The organism is Cellulomonas sp. P2_B4 (assembly GCF_056404795.1).
The window spans coordinates 38,314-62,818 of the sequence record NZ_JBFUDI010000006.1 but is presented as its reverse complement, the minus strand read 5'-3'; the positions used below and the strand labels follow the sequence as shown (position 1 = coordinate 62,818).

Here is a 24,505-nt window from a genome sequence, read left to right as displayed (position 1 = left end):
CACGCGGGGTCGAAATCGTTATCGGATGGATGCCATAAGATCCGCACGTGTACCCGACGCACCGCGTGAAGATGGAAGACGTCGCCCGCGCGGCGGGAGTGTCGGTCGCGACCGTGTCCAAGGTGGTCAACGGCCGGTACGGCGTCGCCGAGAGCACGCAGACGAAGGTCCAGGCGGTCGTCGAGGAGCTCGGGTACGAGGCGAGCCTCGGCGCGCGCTCCCTGCGCAGCCACCGGACGAACGTCATCGGCATCCTCGTGGCGGAGTTCGAGCCGTTCAGCACCGAGCTGCTCAAGGGCGCGTCCTCGGCGGTCGGCCCGACGGGCTACGAGCTCCTGGCGTACTCCGGCGGCGGCGCCCCCGGGGCGGACGTCGGCTGGGAGCGGCGCTACCTGTCGCGCCTGTCGGGCACGCTCATCGACGGCGCGATCATCGTCACGCCGACGGTCGTCGAGGCCAACCCCGGGATCCCCGTGGTCGCCGTCGACCCGCACACCGGGCCGACAGGTCTGCCGACGGTCGACTCCGACAGCTTCGGCGGCGCGGTCCTGGCCACCGAGCACCTGCTGGGCCTCGGGCACCGGCGCATCGCCTTCCTGGGCGGCCGGCCCGACCTCGAGTCCTCCCGGCTGCGCGAGGCCGGGTACCGCTCGGCGATGTCGGCGGCCGGGGTCGCCGTCGACGAGTCCCTCGTCGGGGTCGGCGGGTACCGGCGCGAGAGTGCCGACGAGCCGGCTCGGGCACTCCTGGACCGTCCCGACCCGCCGACCGCCCTGTTCGCGACGAACGACCTGTCCGCGATCCAGGTGCTGGCCGTCGCCCGGGAGCTCGGCCTGTCCGTCCCCGCCGACCTGTCCGTGATCGGCTTCGACAACGTCCCCGAGTCGGTGCTCGCCTCCCCCGCACTGACGACGATCAACCAGCCGCTGCAGCAGATGGGCGCCGAGGCGCTGCGACTCCTGGTCGACCTCATCGACGGACGCGAGCGGCCCGCGCACGTGCGGCTGCCCACCGAGCTCGTCGTGCGCGCGTCCTGCGCCCCGCCCCGCGCGTGACCGCCGAGCACGTCACCGGCGCCGCGGGCTCCGGCTCCGGTCCGGTCGCCGCGCTGACCTTCGACGACGGCCCGAACGGCGCGACCACGGAGGCGCTGCTGGACTTCCTGCTCGCGCACGACATCCGCGCCGTGTTCTGCGTGATCGGGCGGCAGGTGACCGCACCCGGCGGCGCCGAGGTGCTCCGGCGCATCGTGCGCGAGGGGCACCTGATCGGGAACCACACGACCCGCCACGACGACCTCGGGCAGTGGCCGGCCGACCGCGTCCGGGCCGACCTCGTCGAGAACCTGCGGGTCATCCACGAGGCCGCACCCGACGCACCGGTGCCCTACTACCGCGCGCCGTACGGCAGCTGGGGCGTCTCCGCCGAGGTCGCCGTGTCGCTCGGCATGCGACCGCTCGGCGTGCTCAACACCATCGACGACTGGGCCACGCAGGACGTGGGGGCGCTGACCGAGAACCTGCGCGCTGCGATCCGTCCCGGTGAGCTGGTGCTCGCGCACGACGGTGGCGGCGACCACCGCAACGGCACGCTCGCCGCGGTCACCGCCGTGGTCACCGAACGGCTCGAGGCGGGCTGGTCGTTCACGCTCCCCGCCGATCAATAGGGTCGAACGCCGCCCCTGCGCTGGCTAGGTTGCGGCGCATGGGCAGGAGGAACTATCTGGTCGAGGGTCTGTCCGGCACCGGGAAGACCTCGGTCGCCGAGGAGCTGCAGCGGCGCGGCCACCACGTCGTCCACGGCGACCGGGAGCTGGCGTACCAGGGCGACCCGGAGACCGGCGAGCCGACGGCGAGCGTCCAGCACGAGCACCACATCTGGGACGTCGGCAAGGTCAGGGCACTGGTTGCCGACCGCGACAGCGACGCGACGTTCTTCTGCGGGGGCTCCCGGAACTACCCGCAGTTCATCGACCTGTTCGACGCCGTCTTCGTCCTCGAGGTCGATCTCGGCACGCTGAACCGCCGCCTGGACGAGCGTCCCGACGACGAGTGGGGCGGCGGGCTGCCGACGGCGCGCTCACGCATCGAGCGATGGCACGGGACGAGGGAGGGCGTTCCGGCGCACGGCATCGTCATCGACGCCACCGCGCCACTCGAGGACGTGGTGGACGAGATCCTCCGTCGGTGCCGGACCGTGGAGCAGGACCCGCGCAGCCCGCACTAGCTGTGGGAGCGCCCCTGCCACGTGCAGACGCAGGCCTCGTTGCCCTCCTTGTCGGCCAGGACCCAGAACCGTGGCGCGAACCCGTCGTTGACCATGTGCCCGCCGGCCGCGATGGCCGCCTCGATCCGGGCCTGCGCCTCGTCGTGCGGCACCAGCACGTCGAGGTGGATCCGGTTGCGCTGCGGACGGGGCTCGTCCATCTGCTGGAACCAGAACGTGGGCCCGACACCGGCCGGGTCCGCGAGCTCGCTGTCGTCGCCGACCGGACGCACGTCGTAGGCGAGGACGGCCTGCCAGAACGGTCGGACGCCCGGGATGTCGATCGCGTCGATGGCGATCTCGACCGCCTCGCTCTTGGGCGGCTTGCCCGTCAGGCCCAGCTCGTCGGCCAGGGCGCTGATCGCGGCTGCGAGGTCGACGTCCCGCTGCGTCAGGCCGCCCGCGTCGTGGCTCACGGTCGTCACCGCGACCTCGCCCCAGCGCAGCAGCACGTCCGGGTGGTGGTTGGCCGCCTCGGCGGCCTCGGCGACGCGCGCGACGAACGCGGCGGCGGCGGCGAAGTCGTCGGCACCGAACGTCGCCCGCAGCCGACCCCCGATGACGCGCCAGTGGCGCTCGTCCACCCGGTCGGTCACGACGGACCACTTCAGTCGTTCAGCCATGCGCACCACCCTTCCACCGGGCACCGACAACCGCGCGTCAGTGCTGCCGGGCCGCCTCGCCCTGTGTCTCGGCGCCGGCCACGATGTGCCGCGTCACCCACGGCGCCAGCGCGAACATCCCGCCGGCGAACGCGAGGGCGACGAGCCCGATCACGCCGAAGTACAAGGTGTCACTCACGTCCTCGGTGCTCTGGATCAGCTGCGCGGTGATCGCGTTGCCGGCGGCGGGCGCCAGGAACCACAGCGCCATCGCCTGTCCTCGGAACGCCTTCGGGGCGAGCAGGGTGGTGGCCGCGAGGCCGACCGGCGACAGGCACAGCTCACCGATCGTCTGCACCACGTAGACCACGATCAGCACCCACGCGGGCGCCTTCTCGTCCCCCACCACGGCGGACGCCACCGAGAGGAACACGAAGCTCAGCGCGGCGAACATCAGGCCCAGCGCGAACTTCACCGCCGTGGGTGGCCGGTCGCCGAGCCGCATCCAGAGCCACGCGAAGACCGGCGCCAGGATGATGATCGCCGCCGGGTTGACCGACTGGAAGAACTCGGGCGGAATGGCGATCCCGACGATGTGCAGGTCGGTGCGGTTCTTGGCGAAGGAGGCGAGCGTGTTGGCGGCCTGCTCGAAGATCATCCAGAACAGCATCGCCGCGACGAACAGCGGGATGTAGGCGGTCAGGCGCGAGCGCTCGTGCGAGGTGACCTTGGGTGATCGGAACATGACGAAGAAGGTCACGACGGGGGCCGCGAACGCGAGGTAGGAGATCGCGTCGACCATCGTCGCGAGCCCGAAGCCACCCCGCACCCACACGGCGATCGCGACCGCGAGCGCGATGCCGCCCAGGATGAGCAGCGCCAGCCGGACCAGACCGGGCCGGTCGGCCGGGGTGAGCGGATTCGGCACGGCGTCGCCCGCGCCGCCCAGGTACGTGCGGCCCGCGACGAAGAACACCAGTGCGATGGCCATGCCGACCGCTGCCACGGCGAAGCCCGCGTGGTAGCCGCCCCACTCGCGGGCGATGCCGACCAGGAACGGCGCGGCGAGCGAGCCGATGTTGATGCCCATGTAGAAGATCGAGAAGCCCGAGTCGCGGCGCGGGTCGTCGCGGTCGTAGAGCTCGCCCACCATGCTCGACACGTTCGGCTTGAGCAGGCCGGTGCCCAGGGCGACCAGGCAGACGCCGCCGAACGAGAACCCGGCACCCGGGATCGTCAGGAAGACGTGCCCCGCCGCGATGACGATGCCGCCGTAGAGGACCGAGCGGCGGGCGCCGATCATGCGGTCCGCGAGCCAGCCGCCAAGCACTGAGAGCAGGTACACGGACGACCCGTAGACGGCGACGAGCGCCTCGCCCGAGGCCTCCTTGATGCCGAGCCCGCCGTCGGCCACCTGGTCGGTCAGGTAGTACAGCAGGATGGCGCGCATGCCGTAGTAGCTGAACCGCTCCCACAGCTCGGTGTTGAAGAGCGTGAACAGCCCGAACGGATGGCCGAAGAACCCGCGGTCGCGCGGCAGGGTGTCCCGCTTCGGAGCCACCTCGTCGATGCCGCTCATCGCTTTACCGTGGCAGGAACCCGCACCGAGCGCGAGACCGCGCGGGCGAGAAACAGCGCCGGTACCGTCGCGGGGTGCCGACGATCCACTGGTTCCGCCGAGACCTGCGCCTCGCGGACAACCCGTCGCTGCTCGCCGCGGTCGAGGCCGCGCGGGTCGACGACGACACGGTGGTGCCGCTGTTCGTCGTCGATCCCACGCTGTGGGCGTCGTCGGGCGCGCCCCGGCTGGCCTACCTCGCGCAGTCCTTGCGCGCGCTCGACGAGTCCCTGGGCGGGCGGCTCGTGGTGCGGAACGGCCGCGCGCGGGACGTGGTTCCCGCCGTGATGGCCGAGGTCGGGGCCGACGCCGTCCACGTCACCGCCGCGACCGAGCCGTACGGGCGTCGTCGCGACGAGGGCCTCCCGCTGATCCGAACCGGATCTCCCTATGCCGTCGGCCCGGGGCTCGTGCAGACCCAAGGCGGAACGCCGTTCCAGGTGTTCACACCGTTCCGCCGAGCGTGGCTGGACCACGGCTGGGCTGCGCCGGCACCCCGACCTACCGGCAGCCCGTGGGCCCACCTGCGCTCGGACGGTCTCCCCGCGGCGGCCACCGACGTCCGCCTGCCCGCCGCGGGCGAGGCGGCGGCCCTGCGACGCTGGCAGGAGTTCCTGCGCGACGGTCTGGCGTCCTACGCGACCGATCGCGACCGCCCGGACCTGGACGGCACCTCGCGCCTGTCCATCCCGCTCAAGTACGGCGAGCTGCACCCGCGCACGCTCCTGGCGGACCTGCCCGCGGGCGACGCCGCGGCGAAGTTCCGCTCGGAGCTGGCCTGGCGCGAGTTCCACGCGGACGTGCTCTGGCACCACCCGCGTGCCGCGCACACCTCACTGCGCACCGTGGTGCCGGAGGAGTCCTGGGCGAGCGGGCGTGCCGAGCTCGCGTCGTTCGCGGCCTGGGCCGAGGGGCGCACGGGCTACCCGATCGTCGACGCCGGCATGCGCCAGCTGCGGGCCCTCGGGTGGATGCACAACCGCGTCCGCATGGTCGTCGCGTCGTTCCTGGTCAAGGACCTGCACGTGCGCTGGCAGCGCGGTGCGGAGCACTTCATGGCGTGGCTCGTCGACGGCGACGTGTCCCAGAACCAGCTGAACTGGCAGTGGGTGGCGGGCACCGGCCGGGACGCCGCGCCGTACTTCCGCGTGTTCAACCCGGTGACCCAGGGCAAGAAGTTCGATCCGTCCGGCGCCTACGTCCGCGAGTGGGTGCCTGAGCTGCGCGGCCTCGACGGCCCCGAGGTGCACGAACCGTGGAAGCTGGGCCTGGACGCTCCGGCCGACTATCCGGCCCCGATGGTCGACCACGCGACCGAGCGCAGGGTCGCCCTGGACGACCTCCACCGCGGAGGCTGACGCAGCAGCGAGACCCGGGGCCTGCCTCGGGTCTCGCGGCCGTCTCTCCGTGGTGAGCCGGTCAGCCGGCGCCTACCTGCAGCTGGGTCATGAGGTCCAGGGTGTCTCCGTTGAGCCAGTACTCGACGATCTGCCCGTCGGCCACGCGCAGGATGTCGGTGCCGTGGAAGGTGACGACCGTGCCCGCCGGCGCCCCGGCACCAGGCATCCCGCCCTCGTAGGTGCCGGTCGCCACCCACCGGACCACGACGTAGTCGCCATCGACGATCGGCCCGACCTCGACCGAGAAGGTCAGGTCGGACGCCAGGGAGCGCCCCTGGCTGACGAAGCCCACCATGCCGGCGACCCCGCCGGCGGCGCTGCCGTCCCCGCCGTCGAGCATCGCGGCATGGACGCGGTTGTTCTCCGAGATGATCTCCTCCGCGATCGCGTACTCGCCGTTCCACAGGGCGATCCAGTGCGTGACCAGAGTCGTTGCGGCGTCCCGGGCGGAGCTCGTCGTGCTGGTGCTGGCGTCGTCCATGGTGCTCTCCTTGTGGTGGTGGTGGCGGATGGTCTAGGCGGTGGGGTGCGGGGCGGCGGTGTCGACCCAGTGCGCGAGCCCGACGATGAACCCGCGGACGAGTCGCTCGAAGCTGCGGTCGACGTCGGCGCTCCAGGCGAACGCCCCGGCGGTCTCGTAGGAGACGAACCCGTGCAGGGTGGAGCGGAAGGCTCGGATCGCGTCGACCGCGTCGTCACCCTCCAGGTGGTAGGCCGTCAGGACGTCGGCGATCACCTGGATCGCCGCCAGCGAGACTGCCTCGTCCTCCACGTCGCCCGGAGCGGGCATCAGGTTGGACGCCTCGTACCGCGCGGGGTGCCGGAGCGCCCAGTGCCGGTAGGCGTGGGACATCGCGGAGATCGCGTCGGGCCCAGACCGACCGACCGCGGCTCGCGCCAGCACCTCGCCCAGGTCTCGCTTCGCGTGCACCGCGATGTCGCGGTGCAGCCCCGCCAGCGAGTCGATGTGCTTGTACAGCGAGGGCTGTCGCACGCCCAGCCGGAGCGCGAGCCCGGTCAGCGTGAGGTTGCTCAGGCCGACCTCGTCGGCCATCACGGCGGCTTGCTCGGCCACCCGGTCGCGGTTCAGACCGGCCCTAGCCACGGGTCAGCGTCCCGCGGCAGGTAGTTGTTGTTGCCATTCGGCTAATAAACACCACTAGTTAGCTATAGTCAATAGCCAGTCGCAGCCCGCAGCGAGTCCCGCTAGAGCTATCGGCAGGAACTCGTGACCCCGAGCCTCGAAACGGCTCGCAGTCAGGAAGGGATCTGGGCCGCTCGGTACTCGTCCTCGAGCATGCCCATGATGATCGCGTCGCACCAGCCCTCGCCGTCCCGGTAGGCGTCGCGTTTGCGACCCTCGACGCGGAAGCCGATGTTCTCGTACAGCGACTTGGCGCGGGCGTTGAGGCTCAGCACGTCGAGCTCGACCCGGTGCAGGCCGAGACCGTCGAAGGCGAGCCCGAGCACGAGCTGGATGCCCTCGGTGCCGTAGCCGCGGCCGCGGTACTGCGGACCCATCGCGAGGCGCAGGTTGGCGGACCGGACCACCTCGTCGACCTCGTTCAGCACGATCTCCCCGCGGAACGTGTCGTCGCCCTCGACCGTCACCGCGAAGTCGTACCGGCCCTGCGCGGTCGCCCGGCTGGCGCACCAGGCGTCGATCTCCTCGCGCGTGAAGGTGGCCGTCGTCCCCGTCAGGCGGTTGCCCTCGGGGTCGCCGAGCATCTCCCACATCGCGTCCGCGTCGCTCGCGCGGATCGGTCGGAGCACGATCATCTCGCCCTGCAGCGTGGGCTTCTCCATCGTCCGCTCCTCTCGCGTCCGCCGAGACTACGGCGGGATTGTGGACGTGGTGTTACGACCCGATCCGCTCCAGCAGCAGCTCCCGGACGCGGCCGGCGTCGGCCTGACCGCGCGTGGCCTTCATGACGGCACCGATGATCGCGCCGACCGGACCCAGGTTGCCCGAGCGGATCTTCTCGGCGATGTCCGGCTGCGCGGCGAGCGCGGCGTCGATCGCGTCGAGCAGCGGGCCGTCGTCGGACACGACACCGAGGCCGCGGGCGGCCACGACGTCGGCCGGGTCGCCCTCGCCGGCCAGGACGCCCTCGAGCACCTGACGGGCCAGCTTGTCGTTGATCGCGCCGTCGTCGACCAGCTTCTGCAGCTGGCCGATCTGGGTGGGCGTCACCGGCAGCGCCTCGAGCTCGACGTCCTGCTGCTTGGCCGTGCGGGCCAGCTCGCCCATCCACCACTTGCGCGCGGCGGCCGGGCTGGCGCCCGCGGCGATCGTGGTCTCGATGAGCTCCACGGCACCGGCGTTGACGACGTCGCGCATCTCGGCGTCGGCGTACTCCCACTCGGTCTGCAGCCGGCGCCTGCGCGCGGCGGGCAGCTCGGGGAGCCCGGCGCGGATCTCCTCGACCCACGCGCGGTCCGGGGCGATCGGGACGAGGTCGGGCTCCGGGAAGTAGCGGTAGTCCTCCGCGTCCGACTTCACGCGGCCGGACGCCGTGGTGCCGGTGTCCTCGTGCCAGTGGCGCGTCTCCTGGATGATCGCGACGCCGTCGTCGAGGACGCCCGCCTGGCGGCTGACCTCGTAGCGGACGGCCCGCTCGACCGACCGGAAGGAGTTGACGTTCTTGGTCTCGGTGCGGGTGCCCAGCGGGCTCTCGGGGGTCGGGCGGATGGAGACGTTGACGTCCGCCCGGACGTTGCCGCGCTCCATCTTCGCCTCGGAGACGCCCAGCGCGCGGAAGATGTCCCGCAGGGTCTGCACGTACGCACGGGCAACCTCGGGTGCCCGTGCACCGGCGCCCGTGATCGGCTTGGTGACGATCTCCACCAGCGGGATGCCCGCGCGGTTGTAGTCGACCAGCGAGTACTCGGCACCGTGGATGCGGCCGTCGGCGCCACCGATGTGGGTGTTCTTGCCGGCGTCCTCCTCCATGTGCGCGCGCTCGACCTCGACGCGGAAGATGCTCCCGTCGTCCAGCTCGACGTCGACCCAGCCCTCGTAGGCGATGGGCTCGTCGTACTGGGACGTCTGGAAGTTCTTGGGCACGTCCGGGTAGAAGTAGTTCTTCCGCGCGAACCGGCAGGACTCCGCGATCGAGCAGTTCAGCGCGAGGCCGATGCGGATCGCGTACTCGACGGCGGTGGCGTTGACGGCCGGGAGCGCGCCGGGCAGGCCCAGCGACACGGGCGTGACCTGCGTGTTCGGCTCGGCACCGAACGTCACCTCGGCGCCGTCGAACATCTTGGTGCGCGTGCCGAGCTCGACGTGCACCTCGATGCCGATGACCGTGTCGTAGCGCGCGACGGCGTCGTCGTAGTCCACCAGCGTGCTCATCGTGCGATCTCCAGTTCGGGAGCCTTGGCCAGCAGCGGCCCACCCCAGTTGCTCTCCAGCAGCGCCTCGAGCGCCGCCCCGACCCGGTACAGCCGGTCATCCGCCTTCGCGGGCGCCAGCACCTGGAACCCGACGGGCAGGCCGTCGTCGGACAGGCCGGCCGGCAACGAGAGGCCGGGCACGCCGGCCAGGTTGGCCGGGATCGTCGCGACGTCGTTCAGGTACATCGCCAACGGGTCGTCGAGCTTCTCGCCGAGCTTGAACGCGGTGGTCGGCGCGGTCGGGGAGACGAGCACGTCGGCCCGCTCGAACGCGGCGGTGAAGTCGCGCTGGATGAGCGTGCGGACCTTCTGCGCCGAGCCGTAGTAGGCGTCGTAGTAGCCCGCGGACAGCGCGTAGGTGCCCAGGATGATGCGGCGCTTGACCTCGTCGCCGAAGCCCTGGCCGCGCGTGGCGGACATGACGCGCTCGGCGGTCGGGTTGTCCTCCGGGACGACCCGCAGGCCGAACCGCATGCCGTCGAACTTCGCCAGGTTGCTGGACGCCTCGCTCGGCATGATCAGGTAGTACGCGCCCAGGGCGTACTCGAAGTGCGGGCAGGAGACCTCGACGATCTGCGCACCCGCGCCGCGCAGGATCTCCAGGGACTCCTGGAACCGCGCGAGGACGCCGGGCTGGTAGCCCTCGCCCTGCAGCTCGGTGATGACGCCGACGCGCACTCCGGTCAGGTCGCCGGACGCGCCCTCGAGGGCCGCGGCGACGAGGCCGGGCAGAGGCTCGTCGATCGACGTGCTGTCGCGGGGGTCGTGACCGCCGATGAGCTCGTGCAACAGCGCGGCGTCGAGCACGGTGCGCGTGACGGGACCGGCCTGGTCGAGCGAGGACGCCATGGCGATGAGCCCGTACCGGGACACCGAGCCGTAGGTCGGCTTCACGCCGACGGTGCCCGTGACCGCACCCGGCTGACGGATCGAGCCGCCGGTGTCGGTGCCGATCGCCAGCGGCGCCTCGTAGGCCGCGACGGCCGCGGCCGAGCCACCGCCGGAGCCGCCGGGGATCCGGTCGAGGTCCCACGGGTTGTGCGTGTTGCCGTACGCGGAGTGCTCCGTCGAGGAGCCCATCGCGAACTCGTCCATGTTGGTCTTGCCCAGGATCGGCAGACCGGCGGCCTTGATCCTCTCGACGAGGGTCGCGTCGTACGGCGGGACCCAGCCCTCGAGGATCTTCGAGCCGGCCGTCGTCGGCAGACCCTTGGTGACGACGACGTCCTTGACCGCGATCGGGACGCCCGCCAGCACGTGGAGGTCCTCCCCCGCGGCGCGGCGCGCGTCGACGTCGGCCGCGACCGCGAGGGCCTCGTTGCCGGACACGTGCAGGAAGGCGTGCACCGCGTGCTCGACGTCGGCGATCCGGTCGAGGTGCGCCTGCGTCGCCTCGACGCTCGAGACGTCCTTGGCGGCGAGGCGCTCGGCCAGCGCCGAGGCGGACAGCCGCGTCAGGTCAGCGCTGCTCACGCGTCCTCCCCCAGGATCTGCGGGACCGCGAACTTGCCGTCGATCGACGCCGGCGCGGACGCCAGCACCAGGTCCCGGTCCACCGGGGCCTCGGGCACGTCGGCGCGGAACACGTTGGTCAGCGGCAGGGGGTGGCTGGTGGCCGGCACGTCGGACGTGGCGATCTCGCTCACGCGTGCGACCGACTCGACGATGACGTCGAGCTCGCCCGCGAGGCGGTCGAGCTCCGCCGGCGTCAGGTCGATCCGTGCCAGGCCCGCCACGCGCGCGACCTCGTCGCGAGAGAGGGTGGACATGCTCCGAAGTCTAGACGGGTCGGCTCACCCGCTCCCCCCACCCCTCAGTCGCGTCCGGCCGACGTCCCCGCGCCCGCCCCGACCGTCGACGCGCCGTCGGCGGCCGCCTGCAGCGCGGCGACGTCGATCTTGGTCATCGTGAACATGGCGTTCAGCGCGCGGTTGGCGCGCTCGGGGTCGGGGTCGGAGATGAGCTCGGGCAGGGCCTCGGGGATCACCTGCCAGGACAGCCCCCACCGGTCCGTCAGCCACCCGCAGGGACCCGGGGTGCCCCCTCCCTCGAGGAGCGCGTCCCACACGCGGTCGGTCTCCTGCTGGTCGGGGACGATGATCTGCAGCGAGAAGGCGTCGGAGTGCGGGTGCCCGGGTCCGCCGTTGAGCGCCTGGATCTCGAGCCCGTCGAGCACGAAGGTCACGTTGATCGCCGGACCGGCCGGCGGCGGCGCGTCCGCGTTGAAGCGGGCGACGGAGACGATGCGGGAGTTGGGGAAGATCGACACGTAGCGCTCGGCGGCCTGCTCCGCCTCGTCGTCGAACCACAGGAACGGCGTGATGGACATCTCGGTACCTCCGGTGTGTGCGGCGCGTGGCCCGGTGCCCGCGCCGTCGTTCACGAGGAGGTCGGAGCCGCCGCGACGTTCTCGACACCGACGACCGAGAAAGTTCTCCGGGTCAGCCGCCCACCGCGGCGGTCACCAGGGCCAGCACGGCCTGGGCGTACGCGTCGGCGGCGTCGTCGGCCGAGAAGACCTGCTCAGGACGGCCGGCGAGCTCGACGAGCACCTGGTAGCCCCCGAAGGTCGAGCGCGCCAGGCTGCGGAACGTGCCGCCCAGGAGCTCGCGCAGCTGGTCCTCGCGCGGCAGCCACAGCGCGTCCTCCTGGCGCACCGAGTCGAGCGCCCACTCGGTCGTCCCGTTGAAACCCAGGACCGTGCCGGTCGGGTACTCGCGCGGCTCGACCACCATGTCCGCGATCGTGAACACCTGGTCCTCGAGCACGCGGACCGCGAACGCGTCCCCGGGCCGCGGGTGCCAGGTCAGTCCGGCCCCGTGCAGCTGTTCGGCACGCGCGACGCTGATCATGTGATCCACCTCCGACGGGACACGCCGACCATCACGATGCCGCCGCCCAGCAGGACGAGCGCGAGGATCGCCCAGGCGAGGGCGTCCGTGCCGGTGGCCGACAGCGTCGAGTCGTCGGGTGCGACGACCGTGGCGTCGTCCTGCACGTAGACCGGGACGCAGTCGGGGCACAGCGGCTGTCCGCCGGTCGCGGTCGCGACGTTGACGACGCTCGTTCCCGGCGGCGCGGTCAGGGTCGTCTGCACCCGGACGGACGGCGCGGACTGGCTGACCGCGAGCGACGCCGAGTACGTGCAGGTCACGGCGTTCGACACCGCGTCGCAGGTCCAGCCGACTCCCGTGGCGCTCACGTACGTCAGGCCGACGGGCAGCTGGTCGGTCACGGTCACCGGTGCGGTGGTCGCGTTGGGCCCGAGGTTGGTGACGGTGAGGTCGAACACCGGCTGCGTGCCCGGGATGCCGACGACGTCCTTGACGATCGCCAGCCTCGACAGCCCGAGGACGTCCACGTCGTCGGTCGCGGTGTTGTTGTCCGGGTCGAGGTCCTCGGCGTCGGTGCCCACCGTGACCGCGTTGGTCACGCTCGGGTAGGCGTCGGCCTGCACCGAGACCACCAGGGTGATCGTGACCGGCGTGGCGATCGTGACGCCGTCCGCGAGCACGCACGTGACCGTCTGACCGGCCGCGGTGCACGTCGCGCCCGGTCCGCTCGCCGACACGAACGTCGTGCCGGCCGGGAGGGTGTCGGTCACCGTGACGGGACCGGGGTCGTCGGTGGGGCCCGCGTTGCTGACGAGCATCGTCCAGGTGCCGGTGCTCCCGACCACGAAGTCCGCCGCGTGGGTCTTGGTGATCGAGAGGTCGACCTGCGCCGGGACTCCGAGGTCGTCCGTGGCGATGTTGTCGTCCCGGTTGTCGCCGTCCGTGCTCGTGTCGACGTCGGCGATGTTCCGGACCGTCGGGAACGCTTCGGGACCGACCGTGACGACGAGGTCGATCTGGGGTGCGAACCGGTTGGCGGCCAGCGGCAGGTCGTACGCGCACCGGACCGCGCTGAGGATCGTGGTGCAGGTCCAGTCGGTTCCGGTCGCCGAGACGTAGGTCAGGCCTCGCGGCAGCGGGTCGTTGACGACGACGTCCTGGGCGTCCGACGGGCCAACGTTGAACACGGTGAGGTGGAACGTCACGTCGTCGCCGACCCGGACCGCGCCGGTGTGGGTCTTGAGGATGCGTACGTCGGCCGCCTGCTGCACGAGCACGGGGTCGGTCGTCGTGTTGTTGCCGGGGTCGGGATCGGTCGTCGGGGAGTCGACGGTCGCCGTGTTGAGCACGGGTCCCGCGGACGCGGACGGGTCGATCTGCGTCGTGACCACGAGGTCCGGCGCCGTCGCACCCGCGGCTAGGGACGTGACGCCGTCCAGGTCGCAGACGACGGTCGTGCCGGCACCGTTCGGTGTGCACGTCCAGGGTCCCGACGAGGAGACGTAGGTGAACCCGGGCGGCAGCGTGTCCGTGACCTCGATCGGCGCCAGGGCGTCGGAGGGCCCGTTGTTGGTGACGACGATCGTGAACGGGACCTCCTGGCCGGCGTCGAACCGACCGGCCGGGTGCGACTTGGTGATCGCGAGGTCGGCCGCGGCGGCCACCGAGATCGACTCGTCGTCCTGGTTGTTGCTCGGGTCGGTGTCCGTGGTCGCCGTCCCGACGACCGCGGTGTTGGTGAGCGTCGTCCCGTCGAGCACGTCGGCCCCGATCTGCCCGGTCACCGTGATGACGCTGGTGTTCACGGGCGATGCGACGGGCGCGGCGAGGACGGGACGGTCACAGACGATCTCGGTCGTCGACACCACGCAGGTCCAGCCCGGACCCGATCCGCTCACCCCGCTCATCCCCGGCGGCAGGGTGTCGACGACGTGCAGGTCGTCGGCGAACGACGGACCGGCGTTCCCGACCGTGAGGGTGTACGTCACCTGGGTGCCCGCGAGATACGGTGCCGGGCTCGTGACGGTCTTCACCACGCTCACGTCGGCCTCGTCGCGCACGATCACCGGGTCGCTCGCGTCGTTGTTGCTCAGGTCCGGGTCCGCCTGCGGCCCGTCCACCGACGCGTGGTTGACGATGATCGACGGCCCGGCGTCCGCGTGGACGAACGCGGTGAGAGTGATCGGCTCGGCGAGCGCCGGCGAGCCGGGCGTACCGCCGGCGATGCCGTCCGGCGTGGTGCACGTGACCACCTGGTCGACGGCGGAGCACGTCCATCCGACGCCGGTCGCCGAGACGTAGTCGACGTCGTCGGGCAGTCCGTCCGCGACCGTGATCGGCCCGACCGTCGCCGACGGGCCGAGGTTCGACACCTGCAGGGTCCAGACGACGTTCGCTCCGGCGTCGACCGGCCCGGTGTGCGACTTGTCCAGAGCGAGGTCCGAGATCGAGCTGAAGGACGTGTCGTCCGTGTCGGTGTTGTTGACGGGGTTCGGGTCCGGCGTCGGCGAGTCGACGGTCGCGGTGTTCTCGAACGAGCCGGCGCCGGCGGCCGGGTCCACGTCGACCACGATGCTCACGGTCGTCGACGCATTCAGGGCCAGCGACCCGGCCAGGGTGCAGGTCACCAGCTGGCCGGCCGCCGAGCAGGTCCACGTCCCGGTGGGGTCGACCGTCGAGGCGAACGTCAGGTCGTCGGGCAGCGTGTCCGTGATCGTGACGGGTGCGGCGGCGTCGGAGGGTCCGTTGTTCACGACGGCGAACGTGTACGTGCCCTGGGTGCCCGGCGTGAACGCGCCCGCGTGCGCCTTCTGGATCGCGAGGTCGGCGGAGGTCGTGATCGTCAACGGGCTCGTCGCGGTGTTGTTCGCGGGCACCGGGTCGGGCGTGGTCCCCGTGACGGTCGCCGAGTTGGTGAGGGTCCCGGTCAGGCCGGACGAGATGTGGGCGACCACGAGGATCTGCGGCGCGACCGCACCCGAGGCCAGCACCGTGGACCGCGTGCAGCTGAACGTCTGCCCGACCGGCGGGGCGCAGGACCATCCGACGCCGACCGCCGAGACGAACGTCGTGCCGGCCGGCAGCGTGTCGCTCACCGTGATGGTCGGCTGCGAGTCCGAGGGCCCGTTGTTGTGCACGCCGATGGTCCACGCGGTGTCCTGCCCCGCGACCCCCGGACCCGCATGGGTCTTGGTGATCGCCAGGTCGGCGCTCGTCGTGATCGTGACCGCGTCGGTCGTGGAGTTGTTCGCGGTGTTCGGGTCGTACGTCCGGGCGTTCGCCGTCGCGCCGTTGGTGAACGCCGTGCCGCTGGGCGTCGCGGCGGGGATCGACGTCACGACGGTGATCACCGGGAAGGACGCGCCGGAGGCCAGGGTCCCCGGCGGGGTCGTCCGCGCACAGCTGACGACGCCCGAGACGGGCGCACCGCAGGTCCAGCCGGTTCCCGACGCGGAGACGAAGCCCGTGCCCGGCGGCAGGGTGTCGGTCACCGTGAACGGGCCGACGGCGGGATCCGCGCCGTTGTTCCGCACGGTCAGGGTCCACCGGGCGTTGGCGCCCGCCACGACCGGCGACGCGTGCGTCTTGGTGACCTGGACGTCGGCCGAGTCGATGCGCGTCTGGGCGGTCACCTGGCCGTTGTCGTACGGGCCGTCGAGGTTCCCCGTGGCACCGGTGGCGTCCTCACCGATCGTGCGGGCCCGGTTGAGCTGCGGCACCGTCGAACCGACGTTGGGCAGGACCGCGGTCGTGGGCCGCAGCTGGAACGTCATGCTGGCGCTCTGACCCGGCTGCAGGGTGCCCAGGTCCGACCACACCGCGACCCCGAGGGCGACCAGCGGGTCGGCGTGGGCGGACGTGGTGCCCGTCGCGGCCGTCAGCTGCGAGCTGCCCGGGACGTACTCCCAGCCCGCCGGGAGCGTGTCGGTGATGTCGATGCCGAACGCCGGCGCCGTCCCGGTGTTCGTGGTCGCGACGCGCCAGGTGAAGGGCGAGCCGATGTAGGCGGGGGCCGGCGACACGGCGGTCTTGACGGTCGTCAGCTGCGGGAACGCGGGCACGACCTGCGCGGTCGCGCTGGGTCCGCTGTAGACACGCCCGCCCGACTCGAGCGACTCGTAGTTGGTGACGGTCACCGTGTTCGCCAGCGGTGTCGCGTCGATGTCCTCGGACGGCGCGAGCGTCGCCTCGTAGGTCACCGTGACGTCGGCGCCGGGTGGGTAGGCGATGGCCAGGCCGCGCGTGTCCCACGTGATCAGGCCGCCACCACGGACCGGGTCGTCCCCGGTCAGCACGCCGCCGAACGCGATGCTGTCGGGGTCGACCACGACGCCCACGGGCACGACGTCCTGCAGGACCCCGTTCCACGAGTCGCTCGAGGTGGGGTCGGGCGAGTTGTGCGCGGTGATCGTGTACTCGAACGAGTCGGCCGGACCGGGCGTCGCGTCGCTGACCGCCTTGTCGACCGTCACTTGCGGCTCGATGACGGTCACCGTCGCGCTCGCCGACGGCCCGGTCGTGTCGAACGGCGCGTCGGCCGACTGCGGGTCGTCGTTCGGGCTGTCGGGGCTGACGTTCCACGCGGTGTGCGCCGTGTTGGTCAGGGTGACGCCGGCGACGTTCCCCGGCACGTCGGCGATCTTGCCGGTGTAGGTGACCGAGACGATGCGGATGTCGACGCTCGGCGGGAGGTCGCCGTAGTTCCAGGCGACGAGGGTCGAGCCTCCCGGCCCGGCGGCGTCGTTCAGCCGGACCGGCACGATCGTGCAGTCCGTCGCCGGGGTGGTCAGCACCTGGCACCCGTAGTCCGTGATGGCGACGTCGTCCACACCCGCCGGCAGGTGGTCGACGAGGGTGGCGTCGAAGTAGGTGGTGTTCGGTGAGATCTCGACGTCCACCCGCCAGGTGACCTCCTGGCCGATGGTCGCCCGGTCCGGGGTGACCGACTTGGTGATGTCCGCACCGACGATCGGCACCGTCGACGACGCGGTGTCGGTGACCACGCGCTCGTCCGGGTTGTCGGGGTCGGTCGGGCTCGCCTTGCCGTCGTCGAGCGTGGACCCCGAGAGCGTCACGTTGTTGACGTACGTCGTCCCGGCGATCGCGTCGAGCGGCACGATCGCCGTGTAGGTGCGCGTCGCCGTGGCCCCGGGCTCGATCGTGCCGACGTTCCAGACGAGCGCGGTCGTGCCCGCGGCGCAGCCGTTGGCCGTACCACCCGCCGCCGGCGCCGCACCGGGGTCGGCGCCGTAGGCGTCGAAGATCATTCCCGCGGGCAGGCAGTCGACGAGGAACGTGTCGTGCAGCGGCGTGCGCGTGGCGCCCGAGCCGTCCGTGTTCACGTTCCGCGCGCTCACCGTGTATGCGACGGTGGTGCCGCCGGGGACAGGCCCGTCGGAGTCGTTCGCCTTCGTCACGTCCGGGCGCGGCTGGCGGACCGTGATGGTCCACGACGCCGTGGCCGGCGGCAGTGCCGAGCCGCCGAGGGTCTCCAGGCTGACGAACCGGGCGGTGTTGATCACCTGCAGGTTGTTCTGCGCCGTGCTCATCGCGGCGCCCGTGACCTGGGCCGGCAGGACCACCTCGAACCGCTGGTCCACCGCGGTCGCGTTGTTGTACGTGGACGGGAACGTCACCGTGCCCGTGTCCGGGTCGATCGTGACCCCCGCCGGGACCGGCGCGGTCGCCGCGCTGTCGGCGTCCGGGTGGTACGTCAGCGTGGCCGGTCCGACCTGCACGAAGCCCGTCGGCAGCGGGTCCTGCAGCACACCGTCGTACGCCGCCGTACCCGCGAGGATCCGCACCCCGTAGGTGTAGGTGACGAGCTCCCCGATCGTCGCCTCGTTCTCGAGGTCGTTGTTCGTCTCGACGACCGACGTCGTCGCGGACTTGTCGACCTCGGGCCCGGGGACCCGCACGTTCGACGGGTCGGAGGCGGCCGGGGCGTCCCACTGTGTCGGGAGGACCGCCAGGTTCACGTTCTGCCGGGGGTAGAACGTGACCGTGCCGCCACCCGGGACGTTGGTCAGCGCCTGGTAGCTGCTCACGTAAGCCGTGTCGGTGTAGACCGTCCCGACGCCCGCCGGGTCGGGGATCGTGGTGTCGTAGAGGATCGACTGCGTCGCGCCCGGCCCGACGCCCTGGCCCGACAGGTCCGGCTGCGTGCCGTCGATCGGGAACGTGACTCGCAGCAGGCTCAGGTCGGCCGAACCCAGGAACGCGGGGTGCCCGGGCTCGCCCGGGTCGGTGCACACGACGGTCGGCGGCACGGCCTGCGCAGGCTCGTACCGCACCGTGCTCTCGTCGATGTCGTCGCAGGTGAGCTGGACGGGCAGCTTGTCCCAGACGTCCAGCGCGCCGACCTCGTAGCCGTTGGCGGTACCCGCAACGCCGCCGTTGGTCAGGTCGATCCGGAAGGTGGCGACGGAGCCGGCACGCACCTCGGAGCCGTCGACGTTGCTGTTCGCGGGGTTCGGGCCGCTGGCGGGTGCGTCGACCGACTCGACGCCCTTGACCACCTGGACGGGCGGGACCGGCGCCCCCTGCATGACGAGGCTGTCCCGGAGCGTCTCGGTGATGCCCGCGGAGTTCTCCGCCCGCAGCTTCATGAGGTTCGACCGGGTCAGCGCCGTCGTGCCCGGCGCGGCCCTCGTCACGTTCGCCTGGATCACCACCGCGAACACGGCGCCCGGGTCGACGAACCGGTTGCCCGCCGGTCCGGGCGTGCCGATCAGGAACTGCACCGCGCTCGTGCTCGAGGTCACCGTGAACGGAGCATCGGCGTTCGTGGCCGCGGCGGTCGCCGACCCGTTCACGTACGTCATGCCGGGGGGCAGGAAGTCCGTGACCTGAGGATTGCGCGTCTCGGTCAGGGGCGAGAAGTTGGCCGTCAGCAGGTAGCACACGCGGTCACCCTTGAGGAACAGGGTCTCCTCGGGCGCGAACGCTGCCGGCTCGCCGTAGACGCCGGCGTCCGTCGGGCACGTGCCACCCGAGATCGAGCGCGGCGCGATGAGCTTGTCGATCGACTCCGAGCCGGTGGTCAGGGTCCACTCGGACTCGTCCTCCACCGTCACGGTGCCCGTCTCGCCCGTGCCGGCGACCGGGGTGGTCGTCGCCGTGAGGGACGCGTCGTTGGTGAACGAGTCGCCCGTCGCCGTCGCCTGCCCGACCAGCGCGCCACCCAGGTAGGTGGGCAGCATCGCGGCCGAGTAGGAGACCGTCGTCGTCGCGTCAGGCCCCTCGGCCAGCGCGTCGAACGTGATGTCGAAGGTGCCGTCGACATTGAACGTGGCCGTCGCGATCGGCACGGACGGCGCCGGTGCGCGCCCGCCGTCGCACAAGGGGTTGGCGCCGGGCGAGTAGTTCGTCCCCGGACCGCCGAGCGGGCAGGTGCCGTTGGGAAGCGTGTCGGCCAGGACGATGTCGGCGGCGCTCACGTACTCGCTGGACTCGACGGTGAGGGTGTAGCGCACCGTGCCGCCGGAGAGGAACTCCGAGCGGTCGGCGGTCTTGCGCATCCGGACGTCCTCGATCGAGACCGTCAGCGTGTCGGAGGCCGAGACCGTCGCCGGGACGCCGGGTGCCGTCGTGCCCTGGAAGGTGCCGGTCACCTGGGCGACGTTCGTCGCGCCGAGCTCCGTGGCGGTCTCGCGGGTCGACGCGCCCGTGTTGTTGTCGAGGTTGGCGGTCTGGAGCAGCCCGCCCGGAGCCGGGTCCGGGAACATGACGTTGGCGCGCAGCGGGACTCCGGCCGCGTACCGGAGCGTGAAGGTGCTCGACGCCGCGATGTCCGGGATCGACCACTCCACGCGCGTGTAGACGCCCGGCGGGTAGGTGGTCGTGCCGTTCGGCGGCGGGTCCTGGACCGTCGTCACCGACGTCGGGGTCAGGCAGTCGGCCGGCGTCGGCGTCGCGGTCAGCGAGGGCGCACCCGGGAACTCCGGGGTCGCCGAGTTGTCCACGCCACCGCAGCCGAGGTACTCCAGCCGCGCGGGGATGTAGTCGGTCACGACGAGCCCGGTGCTGCCCGCCGCCGGGGCGGACTCGATCGTGAGCGAGTACACGGTGTCGTTGTCGTGAACCCCGCGCAGCAGCTCGCCCTCGGGGCTCGGTTCGTCCTTGGTGATCTGGAGCGCCGAGATGAGGGTCGTCGTCGGGTTGGAGGTCGCGGTCTCGGTCGCGGTGCCGGGCACGAGCACGCCGAGCTCGTCGAACTCCGGCGCGACGAACGGATCGGTGCTGCTGTAGACGTCGGCCGTGTTCTCGACGGTGGTGCCCACCGGGTAGACCACCGGGTCGGGCATCACCTGGAACGTCAGGGTCGTCGCGCCGTTCACCGACAGGTCCGTGACGTTGGTCCACGTCAGCGTCGTCATGCCGGTGTCGGGGTCGGTCCACTGCACCGGGTCGCCGGCGCCCGCTGGAGTCGTCGAGCCGCCGACGTAGGTCACGTCCGACGGGATGACGTCACGGAACGCGAGGTTGTACTCCGGCGCCGCGTCCGGGTTGCTCGGCGGGTTCGTGGCCGTGAGCGTGAAGGTGATCGGCTGCCCCGCCAGGACCTCGCCGGGTGCGTCCTTGGACAGCAGGATCCCGGGTGCCGCGACGGCCGCAGTGATCGGCCCGAACAGCACCGCGACGAGCGCGAGAACGCAGGTCAGCACCGACGCACGCACCCACGGAGCACGTACGTCCTGGACCGCGTGGGCGCCAGTCATCCTCGTATGGTGCCTGATTCCGTGCTGTTCGGCCCCATTTGACCGGATCTCGCCCGCGACCACACCTGCCTCACCTGTCACACGTGACCCATCATTCATTCACGATCGGACACGATCCGACAGGGGTCAGGGGTCCGACCCGACGCGAACACGCACGAAGCGAGCATCGTCCGTCGTGGCCCCTCAACCACGGTCCCGGACGACGCTCGCTCCGTCTCCCCCGAGCTGCGCGCGTGCTCCCATACGCGCGCGGCCCCGCCTGAGCGGGTCTGTTCAGTGGGTCTTCAGCTGTTCTTCCGCCGGTCGTCAGCGGTTGCTGAAGGCCGCGTCGAACGACGCAGCCGGCGCGTCGAACGCGTTGCGACGGACGAACTCCAGGGCCTGCGGCGCCCCGACGAGCCGGTCCATCCCGGCGTCCTCCCACTCCACGGAGATCGGCCCTGCGTAGCCGATCGAGTTGAGCACCCGGAAGGAGTCCTGCCACGGCACGTCCCCGTTCCCGGTGGACACGAAGTCCCACCCGCGCCGCGGGTCGCCCCACGGCAGGTGGCTGGACAGGCGGCCGTTGCGGCCGTTGCCCAGACGCTTCTTCGTGTCCTTGCAGTCCACGTGGTAGATCCGGTCCCGGAACTCCCAGAGGAAGCCGACCGGGTCCAGGTCCTGCCAGACGAAGTGGCTGGGGTCCCAGTTCAGCCCGAACGCGGGCCGGTGCCCGATCGCCTCGAGCGTGCGCACGGTGGTCCAGTAGTCGTAGGCGATCTCGCTGGGGTGCACCTCGTGCGCGAAGCGGACGCCGACCTCGTCGAACACGTCGAGGATCGGGTTCCAGCGGTCGGCGAAGTCCTGGTAGCCCGCCTCGATGGTGTCCGCGCCGACGGGCGGGAACATCGCGACGTACTTCCAGATGCTCGACCCGGTGAAGCCGACGACGGTGTCGACGCCGAGCTTCGCCGCCAGCCGCGCGGTGTGCTTCATCTCCTCGGCCGCCCGCTGCCGGACGCCCTCGGGGTCGCCGTCGCCCCAGACGCGGTCCGAGACGATGTCCCGGTGCCGCTGGTCGATCGGGTCGTCGCAGACGGCCTGGCCCTTGAGGTGGTTCGAGATCGCCCACACCTTGAGGTTGTACTTCTCCAGCAGCGCGAGCTTGCCGGCCACGTACTCGTCGTCGTCCCAGCGCCAGGGGTCCAGGTGGTCTCCCCAGCAGGCGATCTCGAGGCCGTCGTAGCCCCAGCCGGAGGCGAGCCGTGCGACCTCCTCGAAGGGCAGGTCGGCCCACTGGCCGGTGAACAGCGTGATCGGTCGGGACATCGTCAGCTCTCCTCTACCGGGGTCCAGGTGCTGCGGTCAGCAGCCGACCGCTCGACGGCGTCGAGCACGCGCTGGATGCGCAGGCCGTCCGCGAAGCTCGGCTCCGGCTGGCGCCGCTCCGCGATAGCGGTCACCAGGTCGACGGCCTGGTGCGTGAATGCGTGCTCGTACCCGAGCCCGTGCCCCGCGGGCCACCACGCTCCCACGTAGGGGTGCTCGGGCTCGGTCACGACGATGCGCCGGAAGCCGGCCTCGACGGCGGGCTGCGCGACATCGAAGAAGTGCAGGACGTTCATGTCCTCGAAGTCGAACGCGAGCGAGCCGGCCGAGCCGTTGATCTCGAGTCGGATCGCGTTCTTGCGGCCCCACGCGAACCGGGTCGCCTCGAACGTCGCCACTCCCCCGCCGGACATCCGGCCCAGGAAGATCGCGGCGTCGTCCACCGTCACGGGACCCATCGAGGTGCCGGCCGTGCCGTGCAGGCCGCTGTGCGCGGCGGCGACGGGCCGCTGGTGCACGAACGTCTCGAGGATCGCCGACACCCCGGTCACCCGCTCGCCGGTGACGAACTGCGCGAGGTCGACGATGTGCGCGCCGATGTCTCCCAGCGCCCCCGAGCCGGCCTTCTGCTTGTCCAGGCGCCAGGACAGCGGTGCGTCGGCGTCCGCGATCCAGTCCTGCAGGTACTGCGCGCGCACGTGCCGCACCGTGCCGATCCGGCCGTCGGCCACGAGCTGGCGGGCCAGCTGGATCGCCGGCACGCGCCGGTAGGTGAAGCCGACCATCGCGAGCTGACCGTTGGCGCGGGCAGCCTCGGCCGCGTCCGCCATCGCCGCGGCCTCGGCCACGCTGTTGGCCAGCGGCTTCTCGCAGAGCACGTGCTTGCCGGCCTCGAGCGCCGCGATGGCGATCTCGGCGTGCGTGTCGCCGGGCGTGCAGATGTCGACCAGGTCGATGTCGTCGCGGATGACGAGCGCCTTCCAGTCCGTCTCCACGCTCGACCATCCGAGCCGCGTCGCCGCAGCGGTCACCGCGGCCTCGTCGCGACCGGCGATCGCCGCCATGTCCGGATGCAGCGGCAGGTCGAAGAAGTGCGGTGCGTTGCGCCAGGCCTGCGAGTGCGCGACGCCCATGAAGGCGTAGCCGACCATGCCGACGCCGAGACGGTCTGTCATGTCTCTTGCCTTTCTGTCGGTGCTGCCGGGCGGACCGCGGACGGCCCGCCCGGCAGAGACTGGTCGGAGGTCAGGACGCGAAGCCGATGGGCAGGTACTGGTCCACGTTCTCCTTGGTGACGATGGGCGCGTACAGCTGGACCGTGCGGGGAGCCTCGCCGTCCACCAGGTCGCTCATGCCCTTGCCCTGGGCGAGGAGCCGCGCGAGCTTGACGCCGTCGGCACCCTGCGTCGACGGGTAGATGACCGTCGCCTTGAGCACGGTGTTGTCCGCCTTGATGGCGTCCATCGCGTTCTTCGAGCCGGCACCGCCGACCATGAAGAACTCGTCACGACCGGCGGCGTCGATCGCCGCCAGCACGCCGATGCCCTGGTCGTCGTCGTGGTTCCAGATGGCGTCGAGCTTCGGCTGAGCCTGCAGCAGCTCGGCGGCCGCCTCCTCGCCACCCTGGACGGTGAAGTCCGCGGCGACGCGGGCGTCGACCTTCAGACCGCACTTGGTGAGTGCGTCCTTGAAGCCCCGGCTGCGGTCCTGCGTCAGCGGCAGCGAGTCGATGCCCGCGATCTCGGCGACCTTGGCACCGGCCGTGCCGCCGATCTGCTCGCAGATGTACTCGCCGGCGCTGACGCCCATGCCGTAGTTGTCGCCGAGCACCGTGGTGCGGGCCGCGTTCGGGTCGCTGAACTCGCGGTCGACGTTGACCACGGGGATCCCCGCCTTCATCGCCTTCGTGGCGACCTCGGTCAGTGCCGCGCCGTCGCTCGGCAGGAGCACGATCGCGTCGACGCCGTCGTTGATGAACTGCTCGATCTGGCTGATCTGCACGCTGACGTCGTTGGTGCCCTCGGCCATGACGAAGTCGACGTCGGAGTACTTCTCGGCCTCGGCCTTGGCGGCAGAGTTGATCGCGCCGAGCCAGCCGTGGTCGGCCGCGGGGCCGGAGAACGCGATGGTGACCTGGTCGCCCGGTTCGTCGTTCCCACCCGGGGCAGCGGCGGGCGCCTCCGCGGCGCCGGTGTCCTCGGTCTCCTCGGGCGTGTTGGACGTACAACCCGCGGCGATGAGCGCGATGGCTGCGGTGGCGCCGGCAATGGCGAGCCACCGGTGACGCAGAGGTGCGGACATGACTGATCCTCCTTGATCGGACGTGCGGGGTGAGGTGCTGCTTGTCGACGACGGGGGTGTC

Annotated in this window: 18 protein-coding genes; 4 read left to right on the top strand and 14 right to left on the bottom strand. The window is 71.6% G+C overall.

Annotated features, from left to right (window positions below):
- Nucleotides 1-71: 71 nt before the first annotated feature.
- Genes AC1DZC_RS11680 through AC1DZC_RS11670 form a run of 3 tightly spaced genes read left to right on the top strand, consistent with a single transcriptional unit; the run spans nt 72 to nt 2,226 of the window.
- Nucleotides 72-1,055, top strand: a complete 984-nt coding sequence (locus AC1DZC_RS11680) for a LacI family DNA-binding transcriptional regulator (RefSeq protein ID WP_477038826.1) — start codon at nt 72-74, stop codon at nt 1,053-1,055.
- Nucleotides 1,052-1,666 carry a polysaccharide deacetylase family protein gene (locus AC1DZC_RS11675; RefSeq protein ID WP_477043380.1) on the top strand — a complete coding sequence of 205 codons (615 nt, stop codon included), beginning with the start codon at nt 1,052-1,054 and terminating at the stop codon, nt 1,664-1,666. The genes AC1DZC_RS11680 and AC1DZC_RS11675 overlap by 4 nt, the downstream gene beginning before the upstream one ends.
- A 38-nt stretch (nt 1,667-1,704) precedes the next feature.
- The gene (locus tag AC1DZC_RS11670; RefSeq protein WP_477043379.1) at nt 1,705-2,226 is read left to right on the top strand and encodes an AAA family ATPase; all 522 of its coding nucleotides are present in this window, start codon (nt 1,705-1,707) and stop codon (nt 2,224-2,226) included.
- Here the strand turns inward: AC1DZC_RS11670 and AC1DZC_RS11665 are convergent.
- Both AC1DZC_RS11665 and AC1DZC_RS11660 read right to left on the bottom strand, forming a co-directional pair.
- Nucleotides 2,223-2,888, bottom strand: coding sequence for a 4a-hydroxytetrahydrobiopterin dehydratase (locus AC1DZC_RS11665; RefSeq protein ID WP_477043378.1), 666 nt, complete (start codon nt 2,886-2,888; stop codon nt 2,223-2,225). The genes AC1DZC_RS11670 and AC1DZC_RS11665 overlap by 4 nt on opposite strands.
- Before the next feature lie 37 nt (nt 2,889-2,925).
- The gene (locus AC1DZC_RS11660; protein ID WP_477043377.1) at nt 2,926-4,446 is read right to left on the bottom strand and encodes a peptide MFS transporter; all 1,521 of its coding nucleotides are present in this window, start codon (nt 4,444-4,446) and stop codon (nt 2,926-2,928) included.
- Nucleotides 4,447-4,520: 74 nt separating this feature from the next.
- On the opposite strand from AC1DZC_RS11660, the gene AC1DZC_RS11655 reads away from it, so the two are divergent.
- A complete protein-coding gene (locus tag AC1DZC_RS11655; RefSeq protein WP_477043376.1) occupies nt 4,521-5,843 on the top strand; it encodes a cryptochrome/photolyase family protein in 1,323 nt (440 codons plus the stop codon).
- Between the two features lie 61 nt (nt 5,844-5,904).
- On the opposite strand, the gene AC1DZC_RS11650 is transcribed toward AC1DZC_RS11655, so the two are convergent.
- From AC1DZC_RS11650 to AC1DZC_RS11595, 12 genes are all read right to left on the bottom strand, one after another.
- Nucleotides 5,905-6,366, bottom strand: coding sequence for an ester cyclase (locus AC1DZC_RS11650; protein ID WP_477043375.1), 462 nt, complete (start codon nt 6,364-6,366; stop codon nt 5,905-5,907).
- Between the two features lie 33 nt (nt 6,367-6,399).
- Nucleotides 6,400-6,990, bottom strand: coding sequence for a TetR/AcrR family transcriptional regulator (locus AC1DZC_RS11645; RefSeq protein ID WP_477043374.1), 591 nt, complete (start codon nt 6,988-6,990; stop codon nt 6,400-6,402).
- A 152-nt stretch (nt 6,991-7,142) separates the two neighbouring features.
- Nucleotides 7,143-7,691, bottom strand: coding sequence for a GNAT family N-acetyltransferase (locus AC1DZC_RS11640; RefSeq protein WP_477043373.1), 549 nt, complete (start codon nt 7,689-7,691; stop codon nt 7,143-7,145).
- Nucleotides 7,692-7,743: 52 nt separating this feature from the next.
- Nucleotides 7,744-9,240, bottom strand: coding sequence for an Asp-tRNA(Asn)/Glu-tRNA(Gln) amidotransferase subunit GatB (gatB, locus tag AC1DZC_RS11635; protein ID WP_477043372.1), 1,497 nt, complete (start codon nt 9,238-9,240; stop codon nt 7,744-7,746).
- On the bottom strand, nt 9,237-10,754 hold the full coding sequence (gene gatA, locus AC1DZC_RS11630; RefSeq protein ID WP_477043371.1) for an Asp-tRNA(Asn)/Glu-tRNA(Gln) amidotransferase subunit GatA: 1,518 nt from the start codon (nt 10,752-10,754) through the stop codon (nt 9,237-9,239). The genes gatB and gatA overlap by 4 nt, the downstream gene beginning before the upstream one ends.
- Complete coding sequence (gatC, locus tag AC1DZC_RS11625) at nt 10,751-11,050, bottom strand: Asp-tRNA(Asn)/Glu-tRNA(Gln) amidotransferase subunit GatC (RefSeq protein WP_477038583.1); 300 nt, start codon at nt 11,048-11,050, stop codon at nt 10,751-10,753. Before gatC ends, gatA begins: the two co-directional genes overlap by 4 nt.
- A gap of 44 nt (nt 11,051-11,094) precedes the next feature.
- A complete protein-coding gene (locus tag AC1DZC_RS11620; RefSeq protein WP_477043370.1) occupies nt 11,095-11,610 on the bottom strand; it encodes a VOC family protein in 516 nt (171 codons plus the stop codon).
- Between the two features lie 112 nt (nt 11,611-11,722).
- Entirely contained in the window at nt 11,723-12,133 is a 411-nt protein-coding gene (locus AC1DZC_RS11615) for a pilus assembly protein CpaE (protein ID WP_477038581.1), read from the bottom strand.
- On the bottom strand, nt 12,130-20,835 hold the full coding sequence (locus AC1DZC_RS11610; RefSeq protein WP_477043369.1) for a hypothetical protein: 8,706 nt from the start codon (nt 20,833-20,835) through the stop codon (nt 12,130-12,132). Before AC1DZC_RS11610 ends, AC1DZC_RS11615 begins: the two co-directional genes overlap by 4 nt.
- A gap of 306 nt (nt 20,836-21,141) precedes the next feature.
- On the bottom strand, nt 21,142-22,143 hold the full coding sequence (locus AC1DZC_RS11605) for a sugar phosphate isomerase/epimerase family protein (RefSeq protein WP_477043368.1): 1,002 nt from the start codon (nt 22,141-22,143) through the stop codon (nt 21,142-21,144).
- 2 nt (nt 22,144-22,145) lie between these two features.
- Nucleotides 22,146-23,318, bottom strand: a complete 1,173-nt coding sequence (locus AC1DZC_RS11600; protein WP_477043367.1) for a Gfo/Idh/MocA family protein — start codon at nt 23,316-23,318, stop codon at nt 22,146-22,148.
- 70 nt (nt 23,319-23,388) lie between these two features.
- On the bottom strand, nt 23,389-24,444 hold the full coding sequence (locus AC1DZC_RS11595; RefSeq protein WP_477038577.1) for a substrate-binding domain-containing protein: 1,056 nt from the start codon (nt 24,442-24,444) through the stop codon (nt 23,389-23,391).
- Nucleotides 24,445-24,505 lie beyond the last annotated feature (61 nt).